We start from the raw sequence: 26,943 nt of genomic DNA on the forward strand, positions 1-26,943 counted from the left end.
CACGAGGCCACCCCTATGTTCCTGCAAAAATCCCTGCGCGCGCAGATACTCGCCCTGCTCGGCGGCAGCCTGGCGCTGATCCTGATCACCGCCCTGGCCTGCTTCAGCTTCCTTTCCGGCGGCATGCAGGCCTATCGCGGCCTGCTCGACGGCCCGTTGCAGGCCGCCCGCCTGATCGACTCGGCCAACGTCGAGTTCAAGATCCAGGTCCAGGAGTGGAAGAACGTCCTGCTGCGCGGCCAGGACAGCGACAACCTGAACAAGTACTGGGGCCAGTTCGAGGCCCAGGAACGCAAGGTGCAGGACATACTCGGCGAGCTGTCCAACCTGGCCAGGAACGATGCCGCGCTGAGAGGCCAGGTCGAGCGCCTGCGCAGCGAGCACCAGAGCCTCGGCGCCAACTACCGCAAGGGCCGCGACGCCTTCGTCGCCGCCAGCGGCGATGCCAAGGCCGGCGACGCCGCGGTCAAGGGCATCGACCGCGCCGCCAGCGAGCAGATGAGCGAACTGGTCGAACATCTGCGCGAGCAGAGCGCCAGCCAGGCCGGACGGATCAATGCCAACGCCGAGCGCACCATACTGCTCGGCACCCTGATCATGCTGGGCGCCAGCGTGGTGATCGCCCTGTTCAGCCTGTGGCTGGTCAACCGCCACCTGATCATTCCGATCCGCCATCTGATCAGCCACGTCGACCAGCTCAGCCATGGCCAGTTCGGCCAGCGGGTGGAGACCAACCGCCGCGACGAGCTGGGCCTGCTGGCCATCGCCGCCAACACCCTGCGCGACTTCCTCGCCGGCACCACCGAGAGCCTGCGCCAGAGCAGCGATAACCTGGACAACGCCAGCGGCGAGCTGAACCAGATCGCCTCGCGCATGACCCAGGGCATCAACGAGCAGTTCGAGCGCACCGACCAGGTCGCCACCGCCATGAACCAGATGTCCGCCACCGCCCAGGAGGTGGCGCGCCATGCCGCCGAAGCCGCGCACGCCGCCGACGATGCCGACGGCTCGGCACGCCAGGGCGGCAAGGTGATGGAGTCGACCATCCAGACCATCACCGGCATGCGCGGCGAGATCGCCAACACCGCCGAAGTGATTCGCCGCCTGGAGGCCGACAGCGGGCGCATCGGCAAGGTGCTGGAGGTGATCCGCGGCATCGCCGAGCAGACCAACCTGCTGGCCCTCAACGCCGCCATCGAGGCGGCCCGCGCCGGCGAGCAGGGCCGCGGCTTCGCCGTGGTGGCCGACGAGGTGCGCACCCTGGCCCAGCGCACCGCCGAATCCACCGCCGAGATCCACCAGATCATCGACAACGTGCAGTCCGGCGCGCTCAACGCGGTACGCGCCATCGAGAGCGGGCAGAGCCGCAGCGAGGAAGGCGTGACCCAGGTGACCGAGGCCGGCGCCATGCTGGAGCGCATCACCGGCGCGGTGGAGGCGATCCGCGACATGAACCGGCAGATCGCCACCGCCGCCGAGGAGCAGACCTCGGTGGCCGAGGACATCTCGCGCAACCTCACCGAGATCACCGCCATCGCCAGCGCCAACCAGGAAAACGTCGAACGCACCCAGGCCGCCAGCCAGAACCTGCACAGCCTGTCCGGCGAGCTGAGCGCGGTGACCCGGCGGCTCGGCGCCTGAACCTTTCAAGCGGCACAGGGATGTGCCTATTGGCCGGTCAACTGTGTGTTTTTCCCCGCGAGTCGATGCGCCACAATAGTGGGGCAACTTTTTGCAACCGGCTTTTTTTGACTTAACCGTCAACTGGTACTAACGTGCCGGCTTCTTTTTTATTCCCAGGCGCACATCGCCTCGCCAAGGAACTGGAATATGCTGTTTCGCCGCATGCTCGTCATGCTGGGCGCGGTCATCCTCGTGGTGGCCGCTCTCGGTGCCTACAAGTTCTTCTCCTTCATGCAGATGGCCGAGATGTTCTCGGCGCCGCAACCCGCCATCAGCGTCACCGCGGTGACGGCCACTGAACGCCAGTGGCAGAGCCGCCTGCCGGCCATCGGTACACTCAAGGCCTACCAGGGCGTGGACCTCACCGCCGAGGTGCTGGGCACCGTACACCAGGTGCTGTTCCAGTCCGGCGAGCAGGTCGCCCTCGGCCAGCCGCTGCTGCAGCTGGACAGCGAGGTGGAGCGCGCCATCCTCGCCACCGCCGAGGCGGTGCGCGCCCTGGCCCGAGTGGAGTACGAACGCGGGCAGAACCTGATCAAGCGCCAGGCGATCTCCAAGAGCGAGTTCGACCGCCTCAACGCCGAACTGCTCAAGGCCGAGGCCAGCGTCACCCAGCTCAAGGCCGAGCTGAACAAGAAACGCATCCTCGCCCCCTTCGCCGGCACCATCGGCATCCGCCGGGTGGATGTCGGCGACTACCTCAGCCCCGGCACCGCCTTCGCCACCCTGCAGGACCTGTCCAGGCTCTACGTCGACTTCTTCCTGCCGGAGCAGGCCGTGCCGCAGCTGGCCATCGGTCAGCGCGTGCGCCTGTCGGTGGCCGCCTATCCGGGCGAGTTCTTCGAGGGCGAGATCGCCGCGCTCAACCCCAAGGTCGAGGAAAGCACGCGCAACCTGCAGGTCCGCGCCATGCTGCCCAATCCCGAACGCAAGCTGCTGCCGGGCATGTTCGCCAACCTCGAGGTGCTGCTGCCGGACGAGCAAGCGCAGGTGGTGGTGCCGGAAACCGCCATCACCTACACCCTCTACGGCAACTCGGTGTATGTGATCGGCGAGCAGCAGGACGACCAGGGGCAGACCCAGCTCCAGGTCGAGCGCCGCTTCGTCGAGACCGGCGAGCGCCGCGACGGCCTGGTGCTGATCCTCGAGGGCCTCAAGGCCGGCGAGCGGGTGGTCACCTCGGGCCAGCTCAAGCTGGACAATGGCGCTCAGGTCAAGGTGGTCGACGACCCCGCCCTGCAGTCCAACCAGGCCCAGAACACGCAGTGACCGTAGGAGCGGGCTCTGCCCGCGAAGCTTTGGCATAGATGCGTTCGCGAGCAGAGCTCGCTCCTACGAAAGAACTCAGGAGCCGCCCATGGCTTTTACAGATCCCTTTATCCGCCGCCCGGTGCTGGCGACCGTGGTCAGCCTGCTGATCATCCTGCTCGGCATGCAGGCCTTCAGCAAACTGGTGATCCGCCAGTACCCGCAGATGGAGAACGCCCTGATCACGGTGACCACCGCTTACCCCGGGGCCAACGCCGAGACCATCCAGGGCTACATCACCCAGCCGCTGCAGCAGAGCCTGGCCAGCGCCGAAGGCATCGACTACATGACCTCGGCCAGCCAGCAGAACCTGTCGATCATCTCGATCTACGCGCGCATCGGTGCCGATACCGACCGCCTGTTCACCGAGCTGCTGGCCAAGGCCAACGAGGTGAAGAACCAGCTGCCGCAGGACGCCGAGGACCCGGTGCTGTCCAAGGAGGCCGCCGACGCCTCGGCGCTGATGTACGTCAGCTTCTACAGCGACGAGCTGTCCAACCCGCAGATCACCGACTACCTGTCACGGGTCATCCAGCCCAAGCTGGCCACCCTGCCCGGCATGGCCGAGGCCGAGATTCTCGGCAACCAGGTGTTCGCCATGCGCCTGTGGCTGGACCCGGTGAAGATGGCCGCCTACGGCATCACCGCAACCGACGTGACCGACGCCGTGCAGCGCTACAACTTCCTCGCCGCCGCCGGCGAAGTGAAGGGCGAGTATGTGGTCACCAGCATCAACGCCAGCACCGACCTCAAGTCGGCCGAGGCCTTCGCCGCCATTCCGGTGAAGACCGAGGGCGATAGCCGCGTGCTGCTGCGCGACATCGCCCGGGTGGAGATGGGTGCGGAGAACTACGACTCGATCAGCTCCTTCGACGGCACCCCCTCGGTGTACATCGCCATCAAGGGCACGCCCAGCGCCAACCCACTGGACGTGATCAAGCACGTGCGCGCCGCCCTGCCGGAGCTTGAGGCCCAGCTGCCGCCGAGCCTCAAGGTGGCCATCGCCTACGACGCCACCGAGTTCATCCGCGCCTCCATCGACGAGGTGGTGAAGACCCTGGCCGAGGCCGTGCTGATCGTCATAGTGGTGGTGTTCCTGTTCCTCGGCGCCTTCCGCTCGGTGCTGATCCCAGTGATCACCATCCCGCTGTCGATGATCGGCGTGCTGTTCTTCATGCAGCTGATGGGCTACTCGATCAATCTGCTCACCCTGCTGGCCATGGTCTTGGCCATCGGCCTGGTGGTGGACGACGCCATAGTCGTGGTGGAGAACATCCATCGCCATATCGAGGAAGGCAAGACACCGTTCGACGCGGCCCTCGAAGGCGCCCGCGAGATCGCCGTGCCGGTGGTGTCGATGACCATCACCCTGGCCGCGGTGTACGCCCCCATCGGCTTCCTCGAGGGCCTGACCGGCGCGCTGTTCAAGGAGTTCGCCCTGACCCTGGCCGGCGCGGTGATCATCTCCGGCATCGTCGCCCTGACCCTGTCGCCGATGATGTGCTCGCGCCTGCTGCGCCACGAGGAGAATCCCACGGGCCTGGCGCACCGCCTGGACCTGCTCTTCGACCGCCTCAAGAGCCGCTACCAGCGGGCCCTGCACGGCACCCTGGAAACCCGCCCGGTGGTGCTGGTGTTCGCCGTCATCGTGCTGTGCCTGATCCCCGTGCTGCTGATGTTCAGCAAGAACGAGCTGGCCCCGGAGGAAGACCAGGGCATAGTGTTCCTCTTCACCAACGCGCCGCAGCCGACCAACCTGAACTACCTGAACGCCTACACCGACCAGTTCGTGGAGATCTTCAAGGAGTTCCCCGAGTACTACTCGTCGTTCCAGATCAACGGTTTCGACGGCGTGCAGTCGGGCATCGGCGGCTTCCTGCTCAAGCCCTGGGACGAGCGCGAACGCACCCAGATGGAGCTGTTGCCGATAGTCCAGGGCCGCCTCGACGACATTCCCGGCCTGCAGATCTTCGGCTTCAACCTGCCGGCGCTGCCGGGCACCGGCGAGGGCCTACCGTTCCAGTTCGTGATCAACACGCCGAACGACTACGAGTCGCTGCTGCAGGTCGCCGAGCAGATCAAGCAGAAGGCCCTGGAGTCCGGCAAGTTCGCCTTCCTCAACGTCGACCTGGCCTTCGACAAGCCCGAGGTGGTGGTCGACATCGACCGCGAGAAGGCGGCGCAGATGGGCGTGTCCATGCAAGACCTGGGCGCGACCCTGGCCATCCTGCTCGGCGAGGGCGAGGTCAACCGCTTCACCATCGACGGGCGCAGCTACAAGGTGATCGCCCAGGTCGAGCGGGCCTACCGCGACAACCCGGGCTGGCTGAGCAGCTACTACGTGAAGAGCGACAGCGGGCAGATGGTGCCGCTGGGCACCCTGATCAAGGTCAGCGACCGCGCCCGGCCGACCAAGCTCAAGCAGTTCCAGCAGCTCAACGCGGCGATCATCGAAGGCGTGCCGATCGTCAGCATGGGCGAGGCGGTCGACACCCTGGCCCAGATCGCCCGCGAGACGGCACCGCGCGGTTACGCCTTCGACTATGCCGGCGCCTCACGCCAGTACATTCAGGAGGGCAGCGCGCTGTACGTCACCTTCGGCCTGGCCCTGGCGATCATCTTCCTGGTGCTGGCCGCGCAGTTCGAGAGCTTCCGCGACCCGCTGGTGATCCTGGTGACAGTGCCTTTGTCGATCTGCGGCGCGCTGATCCCGATCTTCCTCGGTCTGTCCAGCCTGAACATCTACACCCAGGTGGGCCTGGTGACGCTGATCGGCCTGATCAGCAAGCACGGCATCCTGATCGTCGAGTTCGCCAACCAGTTGCGCCGCGACAAGGGCCTGAGCGTGCGCGCGGCCATCGAGGAGGCCGCGGCGATCCGCCTGCGTCCGGTGCTGATGACCACCGCCGCCATGGTCTTCGGCATGGTGCCGCTGATCCTCGCCAGCGGTGCCGGCGCGGTCAGCCGCTTCGACATCGGCCTGGTGATCGCCACCGGCATGTCCATCGGCACCCTGTTCACCCTGTTCGTGCTGCCCTGCGTCTACACCCTGCTGGCCAGCCCGGACAAGGCGCCGGCCAACGCGACGGCGGCGGCTCACTGACCGCCGCAAACGAGAAGCCCCGCCTAGGCGGTAATGCTGTCCACTTAAAAAACGCCGCGATTTCTTTACAGCGTCGCGGCGTTTTTCTGGCTTGGCCAGCAGCGAAGGACACTGCGCCATACCATGGCCCGGATATCGCGGTGTCTTGAGAGCGCTCCCCTCTCCCGCCGGGAGAGGGGCTTGGGGTGAGGGACTATCGCCTACTCGTTGCCTAGCCCTCACCCCGACCCTCTCCCAGAGGAAGAGGGAGAACAACAGCCACGGTGCCGACTCAATCAAAGCTCAGCCGAGCGCGATGTCGCTAAGTGAACTGCATTACACCTAGGCGGGGCTTCTCGTATCTTACTGGTCGCCCTTGATCGACTGGGACAGGCCGAACATCAGTAACAGCAGCTTGTCGCCATCCACTTCCAGCGGCTCGGCGGCATCGTGGCGGGCTGACACCGCGGGGCAGCTCTGATCGGCACAGCTCACGGGGTCGATCACCTGTGGCGCCGGCTCCTGCCAGGCGGCCGCGGCCAGGGCGGTGACGCCGAGAGCGCCGACGAGGAAAATACCTCTGGCGATTTCTAATTTCATATTGATAACCCCTTGATAGCGCTGCCAAACGCCTGAAAGAAAAACTAGTCCAGACCAATCCTTGGCAACACCCAAAACGACCAGCGGTCGCTCTTGGTACGAATCGCGGCGTCTATCGGAGCCGCTGCGGGGCTAAAGGTTCCGTATGTTAGTCCAGCGCCGGCAGCGCCTTGCCCCACTGCCGGCGATAGCCTTGCAGCAGCAGCTGCCACTCCGCCTCGCTCCACGACGAATGACGGCGCAGCTGGCGCAGATCGTGTCGCGCCGCGCCCCTGCTCGTCCAACGTCGCCGGCTCTTCTCCAGATCGAGCAGGGCCACCTCCGACTCGGCCTCGCCGACCCTGACGAAGACGTGCTTGGCGTACAGACAGCCATGCTGCCAGCGCCCCTGGTTCATCCGCGCCAGCATCGCGCCGATCTGCTGCAGCAACAGCGCGTGGCGCTCGGGGCCGATCCGCTCGCGACCGCCACCGGCATACCAGCTCTCGATGTCCTGGAAACCCTGCAGCTCCTCGCTGACCAACAGGCCGCGCCAGCCTTGCTCGCCGCGCGTGGTACCACAGTAGACTATCTTCGGCACCCGCACCCCGCACTCGGGCAGCGCCAGCAACGCCTTGCGCTCGCGCAGCACCGTGGGTCGGCCGAAGGGATGCAGCCAGCTGCGATAGATATGGCCGATCTGGCGCTTGGCGTAATAGACGCGGCCATCTTCCTGGCGCAGGCGCTGCACGCCGCTCTCCCCGCAACGCCGGCGATTGGGCTCTTCCACCCAGGCCCCCTGGAGTTGCCACCACTGTTCGAACTGCCCAGCCATGCTCATAGCGCTCTGTACTCCATCGCTCGATCGGACGCGGGGCCCGTTGTACATCTGTAACACCAGGTAACAGCCACCCGCCGCGGGTAACCACCTGGCGCGCCATATGGCGCCTAACCACTTAACCCAGCAAGATACGTACCCGCGCCTTGACCTCAGGTCATCCGGCCATGTCGAGGCCATGGCTCGACATGCCCTCTGCTGGCGCCGGACGATAGAGCAGCCCGTCGTACAGCCCCAGACAGATCAGCCAGCACAGCGCCGCCGTCCACAGGTTGTGCGAGAGGAAATGCGCGCCCTGGGCCATGCGCACCAGGGAAAACAGGGTGCCGAGGCCGATGGCCGCGACCAGTGCGCCCCTGGCGCCGCGCGGATGATGATCGCGCAGGGCGAAGAACAGGGCGAACAGGGCGAAGCCGGCGGCGGCGTGACCGCCCGGCCAGCAGTTGCCCGCTTTCTCCACCGGCGCGGCACGCGGGCCGAGCAGCGGCGAGAAGCGTTCGACGCCGCCGTACTGTTCCAGGCTCCAGGGGCAATGCATGCCGGTGGCCTGCTTCAGCGGAGTGACGATGCCGGTGGACAGGCCCATGGCCAGCGTCAGGTAGCCCAGGGTACGGCGCAGCGGCCGCAGCCGGCCCGGCAGCAGGCTGAGCAGGAAGCCGGCCAGTGCCAGCACGCCGACGGCGATGACCAACTGCTTGGCGCGGTCGTGCAGCACGTCCTCGAGGAAGTCGTTGTGACGCCCGATGAAACCCTGGCCCTGGACATAGAACAGGTCGGCCAGGGCGAAGTCCAGGCGGCTCGGCTCGCACAGCAGCAGTGCCGCCAGCAGGGCCAGGGGCACGCCATACCAGAGGCGCCGGTCGAAACGCGGCGAGGCCTTCATTTCTGGCTCACCCGCGGCTCGCCCTGATCGCCCTGCCAGCTCAGCAGGCGATTGTGGAAGGCATGGCTGGCCGCCTGGTAGTAGGCGATGTCGCGCCGCAGCAGCGGATCGCGCTCGTCGACCCGGTATTCATGGCTGGCGCCCAGCGCATCGTCATGCCGACGCTGGTACCGGCGCGGGCTGAGGATGGCCAGGTCGCGGCCATCGAACAGGCCCAGGTGCTGGTAGTTGCCGATCAGCACCCGTGGCGGCGCGGTATTGGCCTTGAGCAGATCGCGGCCGAAGAAAGTCGACTGGTAGTCCAGGTTGAGCAGGCCGAGCAGGGTCGGCGCCAGGTCGATCTGGCTGGCCAGCTGGCCGTCCTCGCGCGGCGCCAGCCACTTGGGCGCATAGAGCAACAGCGGGATGTGGTAGTTGGCCACCGGCAGGTCCTCCATCCCGGCGCTGCCGGCGCAGTGGTCGGCGACGAAGACGAACAGGGTGTCGTCGAACCAGGGCTTGCCACGCGCCTGTTCGAGGAAGCGACCGATGGCCCAGTCGGTGTACTTCACCGCGCCCTCGCGACCCTCGCCCGAGGCGATGTCGATGCGCCCGTCCGGATAGGTGTAGGGACGATGGTTGGAGGTGGTCATCAGCTGCAACAGGAAGGGCTTGCCGGCGGCGTGGTCGGCGTCGGCGATCCTCATGGCCTGGGCATAGAGGTCCTCGTCGGCCATGCCCCAGGCGTTCTTGAAGTGGATGTCGGCCTCCTCAACGCTGCTCTGGTCGACCACCCGGTAGCCGTTGCCGGCGAAGAAGGCGTTCATGTTGTCGAAGTAGCCGCGCCCGCCATAGACGAAGGCGCTGTCGTAACCCTGGGCGGCGAGCTGCTGGCCGAGGCTGGCGTAGCCGCTCTCGCGGCCGATGCGCTTGACGATGGAGCGCCCCGGGGTCGGCGGAATGGCCAGGGTGATGGCCTCCAGGCCGCGGTCGGTGCGGGTGCCGGTGGCATAGAAGTTGTTGAAGAACAGGCTCTTCCGGCGTAGCGCGTCGAGGTTAGGCGTCAGGCCGCGGGGGTCGCCAAAACTGCCCAGGTACTTGGCCGACAGGCTTTCGATGGTCACCAGCATGATGTTCAGCTTGCGCGGCGTGCCGGGATTGTCGATCTGCCGGCGCACGTCCAGCGGGTCGCTGCCGACGAAGGTGGCACCCGGCTCGGCCAGCTCCCGGCGCAGGATGGGAGCGACCTCGCCGTCCGGCAGGCTGCTGTAGAACTGGCGGTAGTCCAGCTCGTTGTTACGGAAGGCGGCGAAGAACTGGTACGGACCGTTGCTCGCCAGTTCGCGCCGGTAGGCATTGCCGCCCAGGCCGCGCGGGCCCTCCTGATCGAGCAGCGCGGCGGACAGCCCGGCGGCCAGCAGCAGGCCGAGCAGGGCCAGGCCGCGCCGGCGCCAGCTCGGCAGCGGTGCATGCAGGGCGGCGTCCAGGGGGCGACGCAGGATCAGGCCGAGCAATATGGCGATCACCCCCAGTCCGCCCAGCAGCGGGCCCATGGGGTAGGACTCCAGCAGATTGTTCAGCACCTCGTCGGAGTACACCAGGTAATCCACGGCGATGAAGTTGAAGCGCACGCCGAACTCGTCCCAGAACAGCCACTCGGCGGTGGCGACGAACAGCATGAGGAACAGGCTGGCGAACAGCAGCCCGGCGAGCAGCAGGCGATGCCCGCGGCGGCGCCATAGTGCCGGCGGGCACAGCAGCAGATAGAGGCCGAGCGGCAACGCCGCATAGGCGAGGAAGCCGAGGTCGTAGAGCAGGCCGACGGCGAACACGCCGGGCGCGATGCCGCCGGCCGCGCCCATATGGGCGGCGAGCAGCAGCGCGCGGGTGACCAGGAACACCGCCAGCCAGCAGGCCAGCAACAGCGTCAGATAGCGCATGGGCGCGGAACGGGGCAGGAACATGCGAGCATCCGGACAGAGGAGAATGCCCGGCACTCTGCCCAGCGCCACGTCGAAAAGCGGTGAAGAGCATGTGAAAAAGCCGTGAAAACGCGCGCCTGGCCGCACCAGCGAGGTATCTTGGCGCCATCCCCCACACGGCCACGGGCCGAAGAGAGCTTGCCCATGCGCATCCTCCTGGTCGAGGACAACCCCGACATCCTGGCCAACATGGCCGACTACCTGACGATCAGGGGTTACACGGTGGACTGCGCCCGGGATGGCCTGTCCGGCCTGCACCTGGCCGTCACCGCCCACTACGATCTGCTGGTGCTGGACATCATGCTGCCCGGCATCGACGGTTACACCCTGTGCCAGCGCCTGCGTGAGGATGCCCGCCGCGACACCCCGGTGATCATGCTCACCGCCCGCGACCAGCTGGACGATCGCCTGCTGGGCTTTCGCGCTGGCGCCGACGACTACCTGGTCAAGCCCTTCGCCCTCTCCGAGCTGGCCGCGCGCATCGAGGCGGTGCTGCGCCGCAGCCTCGGCGGCGGCAAGCGCCAGCTGCGGGTCGGCGACCTGAGCTACGACCTCGACACCCTGGAAGTCGAACGCGCCGGCAAGCGCCTCAAGCTCAACCCGGTGGGGCTCAAGCTGCTCGCCCTGCTGATGCAGAAGAGCCCGCACGTGCTCAGACGCGACGCGCTGGAGGAGGCGCTGTGGGGCGACGATTGCCCGGACAGCGACAGCCTGCGCAGCCATGTGCACCAACTGCGCCAGGTGATCGACAAACCCTTCGCCCAGCCGCTGCTGCACACGGTGCACGGCATCGGCTATCGCCTGGCGGAGTAGCCATGGAGTTCAAGCAGAGCCTGTCCCGGCGCATTCTCTTCGCCTTCGTGCTGATGACCCTGCTGGTCGGCGGCACCTTCGCCGTCGGCATAGTCGAGACGGTGCACCAGGTCGAGGAGCGGCTGATCTCCCGCGAGCTGGGCGGCGATCTGCAGCGCCTGCTGCGGATGGAGAGCATGAGCGAGTGGCGCCACGAGCCGGAGCCCGGGCAGTACCTCTACTTCAGCGAAGGGCCGGGCGAGTTCGCCCTGCCGGCCGACCTGCAGGAGCTGCAGCCGGGGTTTCACGAGGTGTTCCGCGAGCCGCGCTCCTACCATGCGTTCGTCCGCCTGGTCGATGGACGGCGCTATGTACTGCTGCAGGATCAGAGCGAGTTCGAGGATCGCGAGCAGCTGCTGTTCGCCGTGGTGCTGGTGGGCTTCCTGCTCAGCCTGGCGCTGTCCGGCGTGCTCGGCTGGCTGCTGGCGCGCAAGGTGATCGAGCCGGTGGCACGGCTGGCACGCCAGGTGCGCCACCGCGACCAGTTGCTCGACCTGGCGCCGCCCATGGCGGCGGACTATGCGGCCGACGAGGTCGGCGCCCTGGCCGCCGCCTTCGACGACACCCTCGGCCAACTGCGCCGCGCCCTGCGCCGCGAGCGCCTGTTCACCAGCGACGTCAGCCACGAACTGCGCACGCCGCTGATGGTGCTGGCCAGCTCCTGCGAGCTGCTGCTGGACAACCCCAGCCTGGATCCACGCGCGCGCACCCAGGTGCAACGCATCGCCCGCGCCTGCGGGGAAATGCGCGAGCTGGTGGAGACCTTCCTCCTGCTGGCGCGCGCCGAAGGCGGCGAGCGCAGCCTGGTGGCCGAGACTCGCCTGGACGAGGTCGCCGACGAGCTGGCCGCGCATTGGGGCGAACAGGCCAGGGCCAAGGGGCTGCTGTTCGACTACCAGCGCGGCGCGCCGTCCAGCCGCCGCTACAACGCGCCCCTGCTGCGTTCGGTGCTGGGCAACCTGCTGCGCAACGCCTGGCACTACACCGAGCAGGGGCAGATTCGCTTGATCCTGGGCAGCCAGGGCTTCACGGTCGAGGACAGCGGCGTGGGCATTCCCGAGGCCGAGCGCAGCGCCATGTTCCAGCCCTTCGTGCGCGGCGGCGCGGCGCGCGGCGAGGGTCTCGGCCTGGGGCTGTCGCTGGTGCAGCGCATCTGCGACGCGCAGGGCTGGACGGTCCAGCTGTCGGCGATGCAGCCCAACGGCTGCCGCTTTCGCGTCGAGCTGGGCGGCGCGGACGCAACGCCATCCACCTGACGCTTTTTTCACATCGGTTTGACCGCGTGTTGATGGCGTGCGGCCTAGGGTGGTGGCGATTCCGTTTCAGGAGAGGACCATGCCCCAGCCCATCGAACTCGCGTTTTCCAACAAGTACGACAGCGACCACGCCCGGGAATACCTGCACAAGCACCGCGACGGCTTCTGGCGCCGCCTGTCGCACCGCCGCGACGAGCAGCTGGCCCGCCGTGCCTTGGCGCTGGTCGGCGAACCGGGGCTGGTACTCGACCTGCCCTGCGGCGCGGGGCGCTTCTGGCCGCTGCTGGCGGAGAAACCGAACCGGGTGATCATCGGCGCCGACAATTCGCCGCACATGCTGGCGCTCGCCCGTGCCGCCCAGCCCGCCCAGGTGGTGGCGCGAGTCAGGACCCTGCAGACCTCGGCATTCGCCATCGACCTGCCGGACGGCGCGGTGGACAGCATCTTCTGCATGCGCCTGCTGCACCATGTGGGCGATCCCAGGCACCGCCTGGCCCTGCTGCGCGAATGCGCGCGGGTCACGCGCGACAGCCTGATCGTCTCGCTGTGGGTGGATGGCAACTTCAAGGCCTGGCGGCGCAAGCGCCTGGAACAGGAGCGCGGCGAAACGGGCCTGCAGAACCGCTTCGTGCTGCCGGCGGCCCGGGTCGAGGCCGAATTCGCCCAGGCCGGCTTGCGCGTCCAGCAGCATCTGGACTTCCTGCCGCTGTACGCCATGTGGCGGGTCTATGTGCTGCGCAAGGCCTGAGCCCGTCGAGCACGAGGCTTGCCGGCGATGGCATGGCACAGGGGTGCCGAGATGAGGCTGGCACTCTGCCGCGGCCTGTTCCTGAGCGCCGCTCTGGGCATCGCCGTGCTGGCCTGCGCGGCCTGGCTGGAGCCGGCGCCGCGTATTCTGAGCGGAGCCGCACCCGCTGGCGCGGCGGGCGTCTCTCACCATGCCGCCACCCGGGCGACGCCGGCACGGGTCGACAGCGCGCGCCTGCTGCTATTGCTGCTCGGCCTGGCGCACGCTAGGAAAGACGGATACTGATTGCCCAGAAAGCAGAAGCCCCGCACGAGGCGGGGCTTCCGTGAGACAGCGCGGGGCCGGTCGGCTTACATCATGCCGCCCATGCCGCCCATGCCGCCCATGTCCGGCATGGCCGGAGCAGCCTTGTCTTCGACGATGTCGGCGACCATGGCTTCGGTGGTGATCATCAGACCGCCGATGGAGGCAGCAGCCTGCAGGGCGGAACGGGTGACCTTGGCCGGGTCCAGGATGCCCATCTCGATCATGTCGCCGTACACGCCGGTGGCGGCGTTGAAGCCGAAGTTGCCTTCGCCTTGCTTGACCTTGTCGACCACCACGCTCGGCTCGTCACCGGCGTTGGCCACGATCTGGCGCAGCGGGGCCTCGACGGCGCGACGCAGCAGGGCGATGCCGACGTTCTGGTCTTCGTTGTCGCCTTTCAGGCCGGAGATGGCCTGCAGGGCACGCACCAGGGCGACGCCGCCGCCAGGTACCACACCCTCTTCCACTGCAGCGCGGGTGGCGTGCAGGGCGTCTTCGACGCGAGCCTTCTTCTCTTTCATCTCGACTTCGGTGGCAGCGCCGACCTTGATCACGGCAACACCGCCGGCCAGCTTGGCCAGACGCTCTTGCAGCTTCTCCTTGTCGTAGTCGGAAGAGGTCTCTTCGACCTGCTTGCGGATCTGCGCCACACGAGCTTCGATGTCGGCCTGAGCGCCGGCGCCGTCGATGATGGTGGTGTTTTCCTTGTTCAGCACGACGCGCTTGGCGTTACCCAGGTGCTCCAGGGTGGCGCCTTCCAGCGACAGGCCGACTTCCTCGGAAATCACGGTACCGCCGGTGAGGATGGCGATGTCCTGCAGCATGGCCTTGCGGCGGTCGCCGAAGCCCGGAGCCTTGACGGCCGCGACCTTGACGATGCCGCGCATGTTGTTCACCACCAGGGTGGCCAGGGCTTCGCCTTCCACGTCCTCGGCGACGATCAGCAGCGGACGGCCGGCCTTGGCGACGGACTCCAGCACCGGCAGCAGTTCGCGGATGTTGGAGATCTTCTTGTCCACCAGCAGCAGCAGCGGGCTTTCCAGCTCTGCAACCATGGTGTCCGGCTTGTTGATGAAGTAGGGCGACAGGTAACCGCGGTCGAACTGCATGCCTTCGACGACGGACAGTTCGTTCTCCAGACCCGAGCCTTCCTCGACGGTGATCACGCCTTCTTTACCGACCTTCTCCATGGCTTCGGCGATGATGTTGCCGATGGACTCGTCGGAGTTGGCGGAGATGGTGCCGACCTGGGCGATGGCCTTGGTGTCGGCACACGGCTTGGACAGCTCCTTCAGCTGGGCGACGATGGCGGTGGTGGCCTTGTCGATGCCGCGCTTCAGGTCCATCGGGTTCATGCCGGCAGCAACCGACTTCAGGCCTTCGTTGACGATGGCCTGGGCCAGCACGGTGGCGGTAGTGGTGCCATCACCGGCGGCGTCGTTGGCCTTGGACGCTACGTCCTTGACCAGTTGGGCGCCCATGTTCTCGAACTTGTCCTTCAGCTCGATTTCCTTGGCCACGGACACGCCGTCCTTGGTGATCAGCGGAGCACCGAAGCTGCGATCCAGCACCACGTTGCGGCCTTTCGGGCCGAGGGTGGCCTTGACGGCGTCGGCCAGGACGTTGACGCCAACCAGCATCTTCTTGCGAGCGGAATCGCCGAATTTGACTTCTTTAGCAGCCATTTTGTGTGTTCCTCAATTCTGTAAGGTTAGGCGGAGATTCGCGGGAATCAGGCTTCGATGACGGCGAGGATTTCGTTCTCGCCCATCACCAGCAGGTCTTCGCCGTCGACCTTGATGGTGTTGCTGCCGCTGTACGGGCCGAACACCACCTTGTCGCCGACCTTGACGGCCAGCGGACGGACTTCGCCGTTGTCCAGGACCTTACCGGTACCGACGGCGAGGACTTCACCCTGGTTCGGCTTCTCTGCGGCCGAGCCCGGCAGCACGATGCCGCCGGCGGTCTTGGTCTCTTCTTCGCTGCGACGGATGACGACGCGGTCATGCAGAGGACGAAGCTTCATTGTCGATCTCTCCTGATAGTGGTTTTCACTGGCCGGCGACTGCGCCGGCGGGTTAGGCAAAGCCGGCCTGGGGCCGGATGCGCCTCGCCTTGGCGAGGCGCGAAAGTCTGTTCTGCCGCCACACTGCGACAGAAACCTTGCGGTGAACGCTAGATAGGGGCAACAAAGGGTATTTCAAGGGCAGGCATGAAATTTTTTATGCCCAGCCCCCTGCGCAGCCGCCGGTTTACGACGCGCGGACCGCCCTTCTTCAGCCCTGGTCGCGGCGCTGGTACTCACCCTCGATCACATGCGGGTGGGTCTGGCCGCTGCGGGCCTGGACATCATCGAAGAAGGCGCGCTGGCGCAGCGCCTGCTCCTGGAGGCGGCGCTGCAGCTTGCCGATCAGCAGGCGACGGGTGAAGGGCAACAGGCAGAGCAGGCCGAACACATCGCTGATGAAGCCGGGCAGCAGCAGCAGGCCACCGCCGACGGCGATCAGCAGCCCCTCGAACATCTCCTGCTCGGGCATCTCGCCACGCGCCAGCTTCTCGCGGGCTCGCCAGGCGGTGGCGATACCGGCCACCCGCAGCAGAACGCTGCCGAGCACGGCCGAGCCGATCACCAGCAGCAGGGTCGGCAACAGGCCGATGGCGCCGCCGACCTGGATCAGCACGGCCAGCTCGAGGATGGGAAACAGCAGGAAGAGAAACAGAAAAGCACGCATTGCTTGGGGTCCTTGGCGGAAGAACGGCTTCCGGTATGGCTGAAGTATGGGGCCGCTAGCTTATTTCAAGCTGAAACCGGCCGAGCGGCCGGCCAGACTTCGGCGCGAGCCAGCTGCACCAGGGCCTGGCGCACCGCGCCGGGGTTGTTACAGGATGTTGGAAAGGCCAGCCAGTGCAGCGCCTTGCCGATCCGCAGGTGGAAGCCTTCGCTGTCGATACCGACCAGTTGCGCCGGCTCGTGGGTTGGCAGGCCGGCCAGCTGCACATAGTGCGCAATGGCGTCGGCGTGATCGTCGTTCATATGCGCGACCATGCCGCGCTCGGCCTCGCCGGCATGCGGATTGACCAGGCTGACATCCTGCAGCCAGTGGATGGCACCGAAGCCGCCGATGAAGCGCCAGCGCACCGGCTCGAGCACCCAGAAGTCGAAATCGTGGACGATGTGGTAGTCGCGCGAATCCGGGAAGTAGCGGTAGTAACGCTCGGCGGCGGCCTCGACCTCGCCCGCCTCGCCCAACTGCCGCGCCTCGGCCAGCAAGGTCAGGCGCCCGGCGGCCTGGATATCCTCGGCGCCGCGCTCGCCGACCAATAGCGAGCACTTGGCATCCTGCTGCAGATTGTGGGTGTGCTGGGCGATGCGACTGATCAGGATCAGCGGCCGGCCCCGGGCATCCAGGCAGTAGGGTGCCACTGATCCGAAAGGGAAGCCCGGCATGCTCTTGGAGTGGGTGGAAAGCGCCCCGCGGTATTCCTTGAGGAGCACTTCTCGGGCATGCTTGGCGGCGTTTTCGCGCAATTTATGACTCCTCGCTGAGAATTCGTCGAAAACGAGACGAACAGGCGTTCGTAATCACCGAAGCGCCGGCGAGGCCACCTGCTAGACCATTTGAGGGGTAGTGTTATGGAACTCAAAGACAAAGTCATCATCATCACCGGCGGCTGTCAGGGCCTGGGCCGCGCCATGGGCGAGTACCTGGCCGCCAAGGGCGCCAAGCTGGCGCTGGTCGACCTCAACCAGGAAAAACTCGACGAAGCCGTGGCCGCCTGCAAGGCCGCCGGCGGCGACGCCCGCGCTTACCTGTGCAACGTGGCCAATGAGGAGCAGGTGAGCCACATGGTCGCCCAGGTGGCCGAGGACTTCGGCGCCATCAACGGCCTGGTCAACAACGCCGGCATCCTGCGCGACGGCCTGACCATCAAGATCAAGGACGGCGAGATGACCAAGATGAGCCTGGCCCAGTGGCAGGCGGTGATCGACGTCAACCTGACCGGCGTATTCCTCTGCACCCGCGAAGTGGCGGCGAAGATGATCGAGCTGAAGAACACCGGCGCCATCGTCAACATCTCCTCCATCTCCCGTGCCGGCAACATGGGCCAGGCCAACTACTCCGCGGCCAAGGCCGGCGTCGCCGCCGACACCGTGGTCTGGGCCAAGGAGCTGGCGCGCTACGGCATCCGCGTGGCCGGCGTGGCCCCGGGCTTCATCGAGACCGAGATGACCGCCGGCATGAAGCCGGAAGCCCTGGAGAAGATGACCTCCGGCATCCCGCTGCGGCGCATGGGCAAGCCGACCGAGATCGCCCACTCGGTGGCCTACATCATGGAGAACGACTACTACACCGGGCGTATCCTCGAGCTGGACGGCGGTCTGCGCCTCTGATCGGTGCTGCGCGCCGGCGGCGACTGACTCGCTGGCGCGCCCCCTTCGAGGTCAGCCTCGGCTGCACTCCCGTTGATCGGAACACCCGCAACGAAAAGCCCCGCATTCGCGGGGCTTCTTGTCTGTCTCAGGCCAGCTGCAGGGCCTGGGTGCTCTGCGCGGTCACCGAGCGATAGGCTTCGGCGTCCTCCTCCAGTACCCGCTCGCGGGCCGGGAAGATCTCCGCGAGCTTGGCCGCCCACTCGCCCTTGGCCTTGTCGGCGAAGCAGCGCTCGATCAGGTTGAGCATGATCGACACGGTCACCGAGGCGCCCGGCGAGGCGCCCAGCAGCGCGGCGATGCTGCCATCCTCGGCGGACACCAGCTCGGTGCCGAACTGCAGAATGCCGCCCTTCTTGGCGTCCTTCTTGATGATCTGCACGCGCTGGCCGGCGACCTCCAGGCTCCAGTCCTCGGCCTTGGCCTCGGGATAGAACTTGCGCAGGGCCTCCAGGCGCTGCTCCTGGGACTGCAGCACTTCCTTGATCAGGTAGCGGGTCAGGTCCAGGTTGTCGCGGGCCACGGCCAGCATCGGGCCGATGTTGCCCGGACGCACCGACAGCGGCAGGTCGAGGAAGGAGCCGTACTTGAGGAACTTGGTGGTGAAACCGGCGTAGGGGCCGAACAGCAGCGAGGTCTTGCCATCCACCACGCGGGTATCCAGGTGCGGCACCGACATCGGCGGCGCGCCCACTTCGGCCTGGCTGTAGACCTTGGCCTGGTGCAGCTTGACCACTTCCGGGTTGTCGCAGCGCAGCCACTGGCCGCTCACCGGGAAGCCGCCGAAGCCCTTGCCTTCCGGAATGCCGGACATCTGCAGCAGCGGCAGCGCACCGCCGCCGGCGCCGAGGAACACGAACCTGGCCTGCACCTCGCGGCGCTCGCCGGTCTTGCTGTTCTTGATCTCGACTTTCCAACCCTGATCGTTGCGGCTCAGGCCGACGACCTTCTGGTTGTAACTGACGCTGATGCCGCCCTGGCCGGCCAGATATTGCAGCAGCTGGTTGGTCAGCGCGCCGAAGTTGACGTCGGTGCCGTTCAGCGAGCGAGTCGCGGCGATGCGCTCGGCCTCGTCGCGGCCCTGCATCATCAGCGGCATCCACTCGGCCATGGCGGCCTTGTCCTCGGTGTACTCCATGTCGGCGAAGGCATGGTGCTGGCTGAGCAGCTCATGACGCTTCTTGAGGAAGCCGATGTCCTTGTCCCCGCGCACGAAGCTCATGTGCGGCACGGGGTTGATGAAGTTGCGCGGCGAGCCGAAGCCCTGCTTGCCGGCCAGGTAGGCCCAGAGCTGCTTGGAGACCTCGAACTGGGCGTTGATCTGTACGGCTTTCTTGATGTCAATCGAGCCGTCAGCCGCTTGTGGCGTGTAGTTCAGCTCGCACAGGCCGGCGTGGCCGGTGCCCGCGTTGTTCCACGGGTTGGAGCTCTCGATGGCGCCGGAGGAGCGCAGCTCGGCGATCTCCAGCTTGAGGTCGGGGTCCAGCTCCTTGAGCATCACCGCCAGGGTGGCGCTCATGATGCCGGCGCCGACCATCAGCACATCCAAGGTTTCGTGACTGACTTGCGTCATTTAACGCTTCTCCAAGATCTGCAGTACCAAGCCGCTGACATCGGCCTTTTGAGCCGCGCATCGGCGTCTAATCACTGACAGCCAGACGGGTGTCTGGAGCTTCGAGGGGCTGGCACCGTGGCCGATGTCTTGGCCTGACAGATAGCCAACCGCCTCGTCCGGCATGCGCAACCTGTGGGCAGCCCATGCGTTCAATTCTTTTCCCCCACGCAGCGCACCAGGCGCTCTACTCCGCAGTTTTGCAAGGCTCGCGCCAGAAGCGCCGAGGTCTGCATGCGCGCCGGGCGGGAATTTTCCGGCGCGCACAATACCATTAATGTCGCGGAATCAGGCGCAAAAAATGAACGAACTCCGTCGAGCGGTCATTTTCCACACGAACATTCAGGCTTTGGCCGCCTTGATCGCCTCGATATAGGGCTCGGCCAGACGCTGATCCTGGATCAGTGCGACGAAGTCGTTGCCCTTGGCGTCGCGGGCATCCAGGTCGTAGCCCGCTTCCTTGAAGAAGGTCAGGAAACGCTCGAAGTCGTCGATGCGCAGGCCGCGGTAGGCCTTGACCAGCTTGTGCAGGGACGGCGGCGTGTCGTCGGCCGGCTCGACGTCCAAGAAAAGACGGATCGAGTCGTCGCTGATCTCTTCGCCAATCACCTGTTTCTTGTCTTTACGCATCACGCACTCCAGCTCGCAGCGGACTCATACGGGGCCGGCAGTTTACCCCCGCGCCGTGCGCCGCTCAACGCGACCAAAGTGCACAGTCAGGCGGGAAAGTGGCTCTTCATCCAGGCCAGGTAGTCGACTGCGGCCGGATCGCCCTCGCGCGGCGCCCAGGCGGCCTGCTCGGCCTCACTCAGCGGACGGTAGGGGCCGGCCTTGCATTCGAACAGGATGCTGTCGGCCTCGAGCACCACCAGGGCGTGGTACTGGCCGGGCGCCAGGTCGACGCCGACGCACTCGCCACCGGCCTGCAGCTGGCGGGTGGCCTGCAGCTGGCCATCCTCGCCGAACAGCAGCAGGCCGAGGCGGCCCTGCAGCACCAGGAGGGTCTCGGCCTTGTCGGCACACAGGTGCCGATGGGGAGGGATATAGGTAGCGGGTTGCAGCCCCACCGCCAGGCGGTGGCAGGGCTCGCTCATGTCATGCAGGTTGTGGTGGGCGCGCCGGCGCGGAGACTCCGCCGCCCTGCCCGCCAGTTTGGCGAACAGGCCGCGGTCGAGGAAGGCCGGCGCCCTCACTCAGAGGCCCTTGACCGCGAAGATACCGGCGGCGTTGCGCCAGTAGCCCTTGTAGTCCATGCCGTAGCCGAAGATGAAGCGGTCCTCGCAGGACAGGCCGACGAAATCGGCCTTGAGGTCCGGACGCGCCTTGCGCTGGTGGTCCTTGTCGATCAGCACGGCGGTGTGCACGGCCTTGGCTCCGGCGTGCTTGCAGAACTCGATGATGGCGGACAGGGTGTGCCCCTCGTCGAGGATGTCGTCGATGATCAGCACGTCGCGATCGATGAAGGAGATTTCCGGCTTGGCCTTCCAGAACAGCTCGCCACCGGTGGTCTCGCTGCGGTAGCGGGTGGCGTGCAGGTAGGACAGTTCCAGCGGGAAGCCCAGCTTGGGCAACAGCTTGCCGGCGAAGATCAGGCCGCCGTTCATCACGCAGAACACCACCGGGTTGCGCTCGGCCAGGTCGCCATTGATGGCCTCGGCCACCTGGTCGATGGCGGCCTCGACCTGGGCCTCGGTGAACAGGCAGTCGGCTTCGGCCATGACTTGGCGGATGTGGGCAAGATCGGCGGACATGGTGTTCTCCGGAAATAAGGTTGGTTAAAAAATTGCCGGGAGCAATTTTTAACGTCGCGACCGCGACGGCCCGATGGGTGACCGCCAGGGACGGCAGGTCATAAAAAATGGTCGGCAAAGGTACTCAGATGGTCGTCCGAGGGCAAGCCCGAGGCGAGATTTTCTGACCGTTCGCCCAGGCAAATCGGTAAACTTCGCGGCTTCTAGCCGCAAAACCCAGTGCTTTACTCTAGCCAGAATTCCCTTGCCGCTCCGGAGAACTCCGCATGCCCATCCGTGAGATCCGCCATCCGCTGATCCGCCACAAGCTCGGCCTGATGCGCCGCGCCGACATCAGTACCAAGAACTTTCGCGAGCTGGCCCAGGAAGTGGGCGCCCTGCTGACCTACGAGGCGACCAACGACCTGCCGCTGGAACAGTACGAGATCCAGGGCTGGGCGGGCTCCGTGCAGGTGGAGAAGATCGCCGGCAAGAAGATCACCGTGGTGCCGATCCTGCGTGCCGGCATCGGCATGCTCGACGGCGTGCTCAGCCTGATCCCGGGGGCCAAGGTCAGCGCCGTGGGCGTTGCGCGCAACGAGGAGACCCTGCAGGCACACACCTATCTGGAGAAGCTGGCCCCGGAGATCGACGAGCGCCTGGCGCTGATCATCGATCCCATGCTGGCCACCGGCGGCTCCATGGTCGCCACCATCGACCTGTTGAAGAAGGCCGGCTGCAAGGAAATCCGCGCCATGGTGCTGGTCGCCGCGCCGGAGGGGATCAAGAGGGTCGAGGACGCCCATCCGGACGTGACCATCTACACCGCCTCGGTCGACCAGCGTCTCAACGAGCACGGCTACATCATTCCCGGCCTGGGTGACGCCGGTGACAAGATCTTCGGCACCAAGCAGAAGGACGCCTGAGCATGACCCAGCAGTTCAACGACCCGCTCTGGCGCCAGGTGATTTCCGGCGCGCAGATGCTCTTCGTGGCCTTCGGCGCCCTGGTGCTGATGCCGCTGATCACCGGCATGGACCCCAACGTCGCGCTGTTCACCGCCGGCATCGGCACCCTGCTGTTCCAGTTGGTCACCGGGCGCCAGGTGCCGGTGTTCCTGGCCTCGAGCTTCGCCTTCATCGCGCCGATCATGGCCGCCAAGGGCCAGTTCGGCCTGCCGGCGGTGCTCGGCGGCATCGTCGCCGCCGGCCTGGTCTACGTGCTGCTCAGCGCCCTGGTGCGCCTGCGCGGCGCCGGCTTCATCGACCGCCTGCTGCCGCCGGTGGTGATAGCGCCGGTGATCATCTCCATCGGCCTGGCCCTGTCGCCGGTGGCGGTGAACATGGCCATGGGCAAGACCGGCGACGGCGCCGCCGAACTGGTGCCCTACCACACCGCGCTGATCATCTCGATGTCGGCGCTGGTCACCACCGTGCTGGTCGCCGTGCTCGGCAAGGGCCTGCTGCGTCTGGTGCCGATCCTCGCCGGCATCGCCGTGGGCTGCCTGCTGTCGGCCCTGTTCGGGGTGATCGACGGCGCCGCCGTGGCCGCCGCGCCCTGGCTGGCCCTGCCCGCCTTCGTCGCCCCCGAGCTGCACTGGGGCGCCATCCTCTACATCGTCCCGGTGGCCTTGGCCCCGGCCATCGAGCATATCGGCGGGGTGGTGGCGATCGGCAGCGTGACCGGCAACAACTTCATCCAGAAGCCCGGCCTGCACCGCACCCTGCTCGGCGACGGCCTGGCCACCTCGGCCGCCGGCCTGTTCGGCGGCCCGCCCAATACCACCTACGCCGAAGTCACCGGCGCGGTGATGCTGACCAAGAACTACAACCCGAAGATCATGACCTGGGCCGCCGTGTTCGCCATCGCCCTGGCCTTCATCGGCAAGTTCGGCGCGGCGCTGCAGGCCATTCCGGTGCCGGTGATGGGCGGCATCCTCTGCCTGCTGTTCGGCTCCATCGCGGTGGTCGGCCTGAACACCCTGATCCGCCATCAGGTCGACCTGTCCGAGGCGCGCAACCTGATCATCGTCTCGGTGCCGCTGGTGTTCGGCATCGGCGGCATGTCCATCGGCGGCGGCGAGTTCGCCCTCTCCGGCATCTCCCTGGCCGCCCTGGTCGCCCTCGGCCTGAACCTGCTGCTGCCCGGCGGCAGCGCCTGGCACAAGCACCCGAGCCTAGATCCGGAGATCTGAACCGCAGCCGCGGCCACAGCCTCGCGCGGCTGTGGCCGCCCCTGCCTGCGCCCCCTGCTTGGCGGGCCAGCACTCGGCTTTGGCCATAACCGACTCCTCCTACGACTGGACAACCACGCCCCGAGCCCGGACCCTGGCCATAAGCCCGCCGCAACCGGCAAGCGCCTCGCGAAGCCCTATCGTCAATGCCAGTAGGGTTAGCCCCAGGCAAGGAGGAGCCATGAAGCATCTGGATGTCCTGATCGTCGGCGCCGGCCTGTCCGGCATAGGCGCCGCCTGCCACCTCAGGCGCGAGTGCCCGCACAAGCGCCTGGCGATACTCGAGGGCCGCGACGCGCTGGGCGGCACCTGGGACCTGTTCCGCTATCCGGGCATCCGCTCCGACTCGGACATGCACACCCTGGGCTACGACTTCCGCCCCTGGACCGACGCGCAGGCCATCGCCGACGGCCCGGCGATCCGCCGCTACATCGCCGACACCGCCCGCGAGCACGGGGTGGACGGCCTGATCCGCTACCGCCACCGCGTGCTGCGCGCCGCCTGGGACAGCGCCGAGGCCCTGTGGACCCTGCAGGTGCAGCGCGGCGACGAGGCCGAGCCGCTGCGCCTGAGCTGTCGCTTCCTGCTGCTGTGCACCGGCTACTACAACTACGCGGCCGGCCACACCCCGGATTACCCCGGGCGCGAGCGCTTCGCCGGGCGCTTCATCCACCCGCAGCACTGGCCGCAGGACTTCGCGGCGCAGGGCCAGCGCGTGCTGGTGATCGGCAGCGGCGCCACCGCCGTGACCCTGGTGCCGGCTCTCGCCGACCTGGGGGCACGGGTGACCATGCTGCAACGCTCGCCGGGCTACGTGATCAACCTGCCGCGCCACGACCGCATCAGCGCGGCCCTGCACCGCTGGCTGCCGGCGCGCTGGGTCCACCGCCTGGCGCGGGCGCGCAACCTGGCCATCCAGATGCTCTTCTACAACCTGTCCAAGCTGTTCCCCGGAGCGATGCGCAAGCTGCTGCTCGGCCAGGCCCGCCGCCAGCTGGGCGAGGGCTTCGACATGCGCCACTTCAGCCCGCGCTACGCGCCCTGGGACGAACGCCTGTGCCTGGCGCCCGACGGCGACCTGTTCGCGGCGCTGCGCAGCGGCCAGGCCGAGGTGGTCACCGATGAGATCGAGCATTTCACCGAGGGCGGACTGCGCCTCAAGTCCGGCCGCGAGCTGCGGGCCGATGCCATCGTCAGCGCCACCGGCCTCGAACTGCAGCTGTTCGGCGGCATGCGGCTGGAGGTCGACGGCCAGCCCTTCGAGGCCCCGCGCAGCATGGGCTACCGCGGCCTGATGCTGCGCGACCTGCCCAACGTCGGCCTGGTGATGGGCTACACCAACGCCAGCTGGACGCTCAAGGCCGACCTCAGCAGCCGCTACTTCTGCCGCCTGCTGCGCCACATGGACGCCACCGGCATGCGCCAGGCGACGCCGCGCGAGACCAGCGGCAAGGTGTGCCCGACACCCTTCCTCGATCTCAAGTCCGGCTATATCCGCCGCGCCGCCCACCTGCTGCCGAGCCAGGGCGACCGCCTGCCGTGGAGGCTGTACCAGAACTACCTGCTCGACCTGGCCATGCTGCGCTTCGCCCGGCTGGACGACGGCTGCCTGGAGTTCAGCTCGCCACATGCGGAACCGACCTCCGCATCTGAACCTGGCTGATTACCGGCATACTCACGGTACCTATCCCGGAGTATCAAGGCGGCCTATGGCCCGTTGAATTGGGCGGCCCAAGGCCAATCAGCACCACAAGACTAACCAATCAGGCTTGCGCCAAAGACAGCCCGTAGTGCAATCGCAATGCCCTATGCAGCAGGCGATCCATGACCTGCGCCAGCAGGGGAAAGCGTATGAGCCAAGCCAGCATCGCGTATCCCAGATGCGTGTGCTCAAGCGCTCGCGCCATGGCCGAAGCTCCATACTCGGCACAGGGAAGCCCTGGCGCCTCATAGCGCAGCAGCACATCGGGCCCGCAAGCACTCCGTTCGATCATCAGCAGATTGCTGGGCCGGCGCCTTGCGAGCCAGGCCAGATAGAGTTCGAGACAGGGTGTGAGATTGGACACATACAGATGAGCCGGCTGCTCCGTGCGATAGGGGCGCCAGTTGATTCTCCACTCATGGACGTGCCGACGGTAGCGATCCCACTGCAGCGGAAAAGCATGAGCGATGTGTACTCGGTTGTAGACGCTGGCAAACAGAACATCGAAGACCACGAACGAGGCGGCTATCGCCAGCAGCGCAAGGGATTGAGCGAAGGCTGCCCAACACAACATCAGCACCGCCGACGTCAACTGCATCGTGTTGGCGACATAGGCATACGGTCCGCTAGTCACCACCCTCTTGGGAGGGTCATAGGGTATCGGGGTGCCATCGCCAGCACGGGCAAACTCTAGGGCAGCGGCCATCCCGGCCAGCAGACACAGCAGCATGACCGGCACCAGGCACCATTGCAGTAGAGTGAGCGGCTCGCGCGACAGCACGAGCAGGGAACGCCCCTCCCAGGCCAGGGCACAGGCGGGCAGGACCCAGAGCACATAACCGCCCCAGCCGAGAATATGCAGCCCAGTGCGAAGCAACGGATGGCGATCGCTGGCCGTCCAGTGGGCGAAGGCCAGCGAGGGTAGCAGGCTGAGCCCTATGGCGACCGGCTCGCCGACCTGCCAGTTCGGCCCGAGCAATACGAGCGGCTCTAATAGAGGCATGGAGACAAGATCGACAGCCACCATGCCGGCCAGTACCGGCCAAAGTCCCATGAGGCGCACCAGCATGACCGCGACCGGCCCCCACCAGAGCGCCCAACCTATCCAAACATCTATAGGCACGCCCAGCAACTGACTCGCTCCCGGAGCGAAACGCCACCATCCCAGCTCCATCGCCAGTACATTCAGAATGAGCAGAGCCGGCAGATTCCAGAGGAACGCCACCATCAGCCCGGTTGCCACGCGAGCCGTCGGCGGGCGCATCAGCCAGAGCAACACCGTAGCGACGCAAGGCATCAGCAGCAGCAATGCGCGCTGCATGGAAAGCAGTTGCTCCTGGTTCAGCCACAGATCAAGCGACATGGTGCCTCTCCTGCGACAGGTTAATTGCCGCGCCCATGGCCAACAGCAGCGGTGTGCAGAGGATGAGCACCGGCTGCCATGCGGGAAGCAGAACGGACAAGCCGGTGCCCAGGGCAATGGCTCGCTTCGCAGCACGCCCACCAAGCGTGAGTGGATCAGGCGCGATGGTGAGCAAAACGGCCAACAGACAGGGCAGCCAGACATGCAGGACCAGTAGATGGAACCTATGCAGCGGGAGTCCGTGCGAACAGGTCGCATAGGTAGTCGCCAGTAGGGCAGCGGCGATCACAAGCCTGGCGCTGTGGCCATGCCAGGACAGCCGTAGTCTGGTGTCAGCGTAGGGGTAGGCCCGTTGAGCGGACTCCGTGTCCATAT

The 26,943-nt window shown here is 66.6% G+C and carries 25 protein-coding genes; 11 read left to right on the plus strand and 14 right to left on the minus strand.

Annotation, left to right across the window (positions count from 1 at the left end):
- The first annotated feature begins 15 nt into the window (after positions 1-15).
- From AAFN46_RS11105 to AAFN46_RS11115, 3 genes are all read left to right on the plus strand, one after another.
- Positions 16-1,641, plus strand: coding sequence for a methyl-accepting chemotaxis protein (locus tag AAFN46_RS11105; RefSeq protein ID WP_347808752.1), 1,626 nt, complete (start codon positions 16-18; stop codon positions 1,639-1,641).
- A 189-nt stretch (positions 1,642-1,830) separates the two neighbouring features.
- Complete coding sequence (locus AAFN46_RS11110) at positions 1,831-2,952, plus strand: efflux RND transporter periplasmic adaptor subunit (RefSeq protein ID WP_347808753.1); 1,122 nt, start codon at positions 1,831-1,833, stop codon at positions 2,950-2,952.
- An 88-nt stretch (positions 2,953-3,040) separates the two neighbouring features.
- The gene (locus AAFN46_RS11115; RefSeq protein ID WP_347808754.1) at positions 3,041-6,094 is read left to right on the plus strand and encodes a multidrug efflux RND transporter permease subunit; all 3,054 of its coding nucleotides are present in this window, start codon (positions 3,041-3,043) and stop codon (positions 6,092-6,094) included.
- Between the two features lie 342 nt (positions 6,095-6,436).
- On the opposite strand, the gene AAFN46_RS11120 is transcribed toward AAFN46_RS11115, so the two are convergent.
- From AAFN46_RS11120 to AAFN46_RS11135, 4 genes are all read right to left on the minus strand, one after another.
- Entirely contained in the window at positions 6,437-6,673 is a 237-nt protein-coding gene (locus AAFN46_RS11120; RefSeq protein ID WP_347808755.1) for a hypothetical protein, read from the minus strand.
- Positions 6,674-6,821: 148 nt separating this feature from the next.
- Entirely contained in the window at positions 6,822-7,487 is a 666-nt protein-coding gene (locus tag AAFN46_RS11125) for a lipopolysaccharide kinase InaA family protein (protein WP_347808756.1), read from the minus strand.
- 160 nt (positions 7,488-7,647) lie between these two features.
- Positions 7,648-8,373 (minus strand): phosphatase PAP2 family protein, encoded by a 726-nt coding sequence (locus AAFN46_RS11130; RefSeq protein ID WP_347808757.1) that lies wholly within the window; start codon positions 8,371-8,373, stop codon positions 7,648-7,650.
- Positions 8,370-10,316 (minus strand): LTA synthase family protein, encoded by a 1,947-nt coding sequence (locus AAFN46_RS11135; protein ID WP_347808758.1) that lies wholly within the window; start codon positions 10,314-10,316, stop codon positions 8,370-8,372. Before AAFN46_RS11135 ends, AAFN46_RS11130 begins: the two co-directional genes overlap by 4 nt.
- Positions 10,317-10,478: 162 nt before the next feature.
- On the opposite strand from AAFN46_RS11135, the gene AAFN46_RS11140 reads away from it, so the two are divergent.
- The 4 genes from AAFN46_RS11140 (at position 10,479) to AAFN46_RS11155 (ending at position 13,475) form a co-directional block, all read left to right on the plus strand.
- Positions 10,479-11,147, plus strand: coding sequence for a response regulator transcription factor (locus AAFN46_RS11140; protein ID WP_347808759.1), 669 nt, complete (start codon positions 10,479-10,481; stop codon positions 11,145-11,147).
- 2 nt (positions 11,148-11,149) lie between these two features.
- Positions 11,150-12,442, plus strand: a complete 1,293-nt coding sequence (locus AAFN46_RS11145; RefSeq protein WP_347808760.1) for a HAMP domain-containing sensor histidine kinase — start codon at positions 11,150-11,152, stop codon at positions 12,440-12,442.
- A 79-nt stretch (positions 12,443-12,521) separates the two neighbouring features.
- Entirely contained in the window at positions 12,522-13,190 is a 669-nt protein-coding gene (locus AAFN46_RS11150; RefSeq protein ID WP_347808761.1) for a class I SAM-dependent methyltransferase, read from the plus strand.
- Positions 13,191-13,241: 51 nt separating this feature from the next.
- Positions 13,242-13,475: a hypothetical protein gene (locus tag AAFN46_RS11155; protein ID WP_347808762.1), complete on the plus strand. Its 234-nt coding sequence runs from the start codon at positions 13,242-13,244 to the stop codon at positions 13,473-13,475.
- Positions 13,476-13,540: 65 nt separating this feature from the next.
- Here the strand turns inward: AAFN46_RS11155 and groL are convergent, their stop codons facing one another.
- The 4 genes from groL to AAFN46_RS11175 form a co-directional block, all read right to left on the minus strand.
- On the minus strand, positions 13,541-15,181 hold the full coding sequence (gene groL, locus AAFN46_RS11160; RefSeq protein WP_347808763.1) for a chaperonin GroEL: 1,641 nt from the start codon (positions 15,179-15,181) through the stop codon (positions 13,541-13,543).
- A 47-nt stretch (positions 15,182-15,228) separates the two neighbouring features.
- Positions 15,229-15,522 carry a co-chaperone GroES gene (locus AAFN46_RS11165; protein ID WP_347808764.1) on the minus strand — a complete coding sequence of 98 codons (294 nt, stop codon included), beginning with the start codon at positions 15,520-15,522 and terminating at the stop codon, positions 15,229-15,231.
- A gap of 250 nt (positions 15,523-15,772) precedes the next feature.
- A complete protein-coding gene (locus tag AAFN46_RS11170) occupies positions 15,773-16,228 on the minus strand; it encodes an FxsA family protein (RefSeq protein WP_347808765.1) in 456 nt (151 codons plus the stop codon).
- Between the two features lie 65 nt (positions 16,229-16,293).
- Positions 16,294-17,025, minus strand: a complete 732-nt coding sequence (locus tag AAFN46_RS11175) for a HugZ family protein (RefSeq protein WP_347808766.1) — start codon at positions 17,023-17,025, stop codon at positions 16,294-16,296.
- A 105-nt stretch (positions 17,026-17,130) separates the two neighbouring features.
- Between AAFN46_RS11175 and AAFN46_RS11180 the strand changes: the two genes are divergently transcribed.
- The gene (locus AAFN46_RS11180; RefSeq protein WP_347808767.1) at positions 17,131-17,889 is read left to right on the plus strand and encodes an SDR family oxidoreductase; all 759 of its coding nucleotides are present in this window, start codon (positions 17,131-17,133) and stop codon (positions 17,887-17,889) included.
- A 127-nt stretch (positions 17,890-18,016) separates the two neighbouring features.
- Here AAFN46_RS11180 and mqo read toward each other — a convergent pair whose 3' ends face one another.
- From mqo to AAFN46_RS11200, 4 genes are all read right to left on the minus strand, one after another.
- The gene (gene mqo, locus AAFN46_RS11185; RefSeq protein WP_347808768.1) at positions 18,017-19,501 is read right to left on the minus strand and encodes a malate dehydrogenase (quinone); all 1,485 of its coding nucleotides are present in this window, start codon (positions 19,499-19,501) and stop codon (positions 18,017-18,019) included.
- 381 nt (positions 19,502-19,882) lie between these two features.
- On the minus strand, positions 19,883-20,170 hold the full coding sequence (locus AAFN46_RS11190; protein ID WP_347808769.1) for a PA4642 family protein: 288 nt from the start codon (positions 20,168-20,170) through the stop codon (positions 19,883-19,885).
- An 86-nt stretch (positions 20,171-20,256) separates the two neighbouring features.
- The gene (locus AAFN46_RS11195; RefSeq protein WP_347808770.1) at positions 20,257-20,733 is read right to left on the minus strand and encodes a WbuC family cupin fold metalloprotein; all 477 of its coding nucleotides are present in this window, start codon (positions 20,731-20,733) and stop codon (positions 20,257-20,259) included.
- Positions 20,734-21,291, minus strand: a complete 558-nt coding sequence (locus AAFN46_RS11200) for a hypoxanthine-guanine phosphoribosyltransferase (RefSeq protein ID WP_347808771.1) — start codon at positions 21,289-21,291, stop codon at positions 20,734-20,736.
- 266 nt (positions 21,292-21,557) lie between these two features.
- On the opposite strand from AAFN46_RS11200, the gene upp reads away from it, so the two are divergent.
- From upp to AAFN46_RS11215, 3 genes are all read left to right on the plus strand, one after another.
- On the plus strand, positions 21,558-22,196 hold the full coding sequence (upp, locus tag AAFN46_RS11205) for a uracil phosphoribosyltransferase (protein WP_347808772.1): 639 nt from the start codon (positions 21,558-21,560) through the stop codon (positions 22,194-22,196).
- Positions 22,197-22,198: 2 nt separating this feature from the next.
- The gene (locus AAFN46_RS11210; RefSeq protein WP_347808773.1) at positions 22,199-23,464 is read left to right on the plus strand and encodes a uracil-xanthine permease family protein; all 1,266 of its coding nucleotides are present in this window, start codon (positions 22,199-22,201) and stop codon (positions 23,462-23,464) included.
- 220 nt (positions 23,465-23,684) lie between these two features.
- The gene (locus tag AAFN46_RS11215) at positions 23,685-25,166 is read left to right on the plus strand and encodes an NAD(P)/FAD-dependent oxidoreductase (protein WP_347808774.1); all 1,482 of its coding nucleotides are present in this window, start codon (positions 23,685-23,687) and stop codon (positions 25,164-25,166) included.
- A 100-nt stretch (positions 25,167-25,266) separates the two neighbouring features.
- On the opposite strand, the gene AAFN46_RS11220 is transcribed toward AAFN46_RS11215, so the two are convergent.
- The gene (locus AAFN46_RS11220) at positions 25,267-26,568 is read right to left on the minus strand and encodes a hypothetical protein (protein WP_347808775.1); all 1,302 of its coding nucleotides are present in this window, start codon (positions 26,566-26,568) and stop codon (positions 25,267-25,269) included.
- Positions 26,558-26,941, minus strand: a complete 384-nt coding sequence (locus AAFN46_RS11225) for a hypothetical protein (RefSeq protein ID WP_347808776.1) — start codon at positions 26,939-26,941, stop codon at positions 26,558-26,560. The genes AAFN46_RS11220 and AAFN46_RS11225 overlap by 11 nt, the downstream gene beginning before the upstream one ends.
- Positions 26,942-26,943 lie beyond the last annotated feature (2 nt).

The sequence above is a fragment of the Pseudomonas sp. CAU 1711 genome (genome assembly GCF_039888625.1).
Lineage (GTDB): Bacteria > Pseudomonadota > Gammaproteobacteria > Pseudomonadales > Pseudomonadaceae > Aquipseudomonas.

Bases quoted from the DNA above. Each gene is read 5' to 3' on its own strand.
- AAFN46_RS11155 (WP_347808762.1), top strand. From the start codon at position 13,242: ATGAGGCTGGCACTCTGCCGCGGCCTGTTCCTGAGCGCCGCTCTGGGC.
- AAFN46_RS11220 (WP_347808775.1), bottom strand. From the start codon at position 26,568: ATGTCGCTTGATCTGTGGCTGAACCAGGAGCAACTGCTTTCCATGCAG.
- AAFN46_RS11145 (WP_347808760.1), top strand. From the start codon at position 11,150: ATGGAGTTCAAGCAGAGCCTGTCCCGGCGCATTCTCTTCGCCTTCGTG.
- AAFN46_RS11125 (WP_347808756.1), bottom strand. From the start codon at position 7,487: ATGGCTGGGCAGTTCGAACAGTGGTGGCAACTCCAGGGGGCCTGGGTG.
- mqo (WP_347808768.1), bottom strand. From the start codon at position 19,501: ATGACGCAAGTCAGTCACGAAACCTTGGATGTGCTGATGGTCGGCGCC.
- AAFN46_RS11105 (WP_347808752.1), top strand. From the start codon at position 16: ATGTTCCTGCAAAAATCCCTGCGCGCGCAGATACTCGCCCTGCTCGGC.
- AAFN46_RS11200 (WP_347808771.1), bottom strand. From the start codon at position 21,291: ATGTCCGCCGATCTTGCCCACATCCGCCAAGTCATGGCCGAAGCCGAC.
- AAFN46_RS11150 (WP_347808761.1), top strand. From the start codon at position 12,522: ATGCCCCAGCCCATCGAACTCGCGTTTTCCAACAAGTACGACAGCGAC.
- groL (WP_347808763.1), bottom strand. From the start codon at position 15,181: ATGGCTGCTAAAGAAGTCAAATTCGGCGATTCCGCTCGCAAGAAGATG.
- AAFN46_RS11190 (WP_347808769.1), bottom strand. From the start codon at position 20,170: ATGCGTAAAGACAAGAAACAGGTGATTGGCGAAGAGATCAGCGACGAC.
- upp (WP_347808772.1), top strand. From the start codon at position 21,558: ATGCCCATCCGTGAGATCCGCCATCCGCTGATCCGCCACAAGCTCGGC.
- AAFN46_RS11225 (WP_347808776.1), bottom strand. From the start codon at position 26,941: ATGGACACGGAGTCCGCTCAACGGGCCTACCCCTACGCTGACACCAGA.
- AAFN46_RS11180 (WP_347808767.1), top strand. From the start codon at position 17,131: ATGGAACTCAAAGACAAAGTCATCATCATCACCGGCGGCTGTCAGGGC.
- AAFN46_RS11110 (WP_347808753.1), top strand. From the start codon at position 1,831: ATGCTGTTTCGCCGCATGCTCGTCATGCTGGGCGCGGTCATCCTCGTG.
- AAFN46_RS11210 (WP_347808773.1), top strand. From the start codon at position 22,199: ATGACCCAGCAGTTCAACGACCCGCTCTGGCGCCAGGTGATTTCCGGC.
- AAFN46_RS11140 (WP_347808759.1), top strand. From the start codon at position 10,479: ATGCGCATCCTCCTGGTCGAGGACAACCCCGACATCCTGGCCAACATG.
- AAFN46_RS11135 (WP_347808758.1), bottom strand. From the start codon at position 10,316: ATGTTCCTGCCCCGTTCCGCGCCCATGCGCTATCTGACGCTGTTGCTG.
- AAFN46_RS11165 (WP_347808764.1), bottom strand. From the start codon at position 15,522: ATGAAGCTTCGTCCTCTGCATGACCGCGTCGTCATCCGTCGCAGCGAA.
- AAFN46_RS11215 (WP_347808774.1), top strand. From the start codon at position 23,685: ATGAAGCATCTGGATGTCCTGATCGTCGGCGCCGGCCTGTCCGGCATA.
- AAFN46_RS11130 (WP_347808757.1), bottom strand. From the start codon at position 8,373: ATGAAGGCCTCGCCGCGTTTCGACCGGCGCCTCTGGTATGGCGTGCCC.
- AAFN46_RS11120 (WP_347808755.1), bottom strand. From the start codon at position 6,673: ATGAAATTAGAAATCGCCAGAGGTATTTTCCTCGTCGGCGCTCTCGGC.
- AAFN46_RS11115 (WP_347808754.1), top strand. From the start codon at position 3,041: ATGGCTTTTACAGATCCCTTTATCCGCCGCCCGGTGCTGGCGACCGTG.
- AAFN46_RS11170 (WP_347808765.1), bottom strand. From the start codon at position 16,228: ATGCGTGCTTTTCTGTTTCTCTTCCTGCTGTTTCCCATCCTCGAGCTG.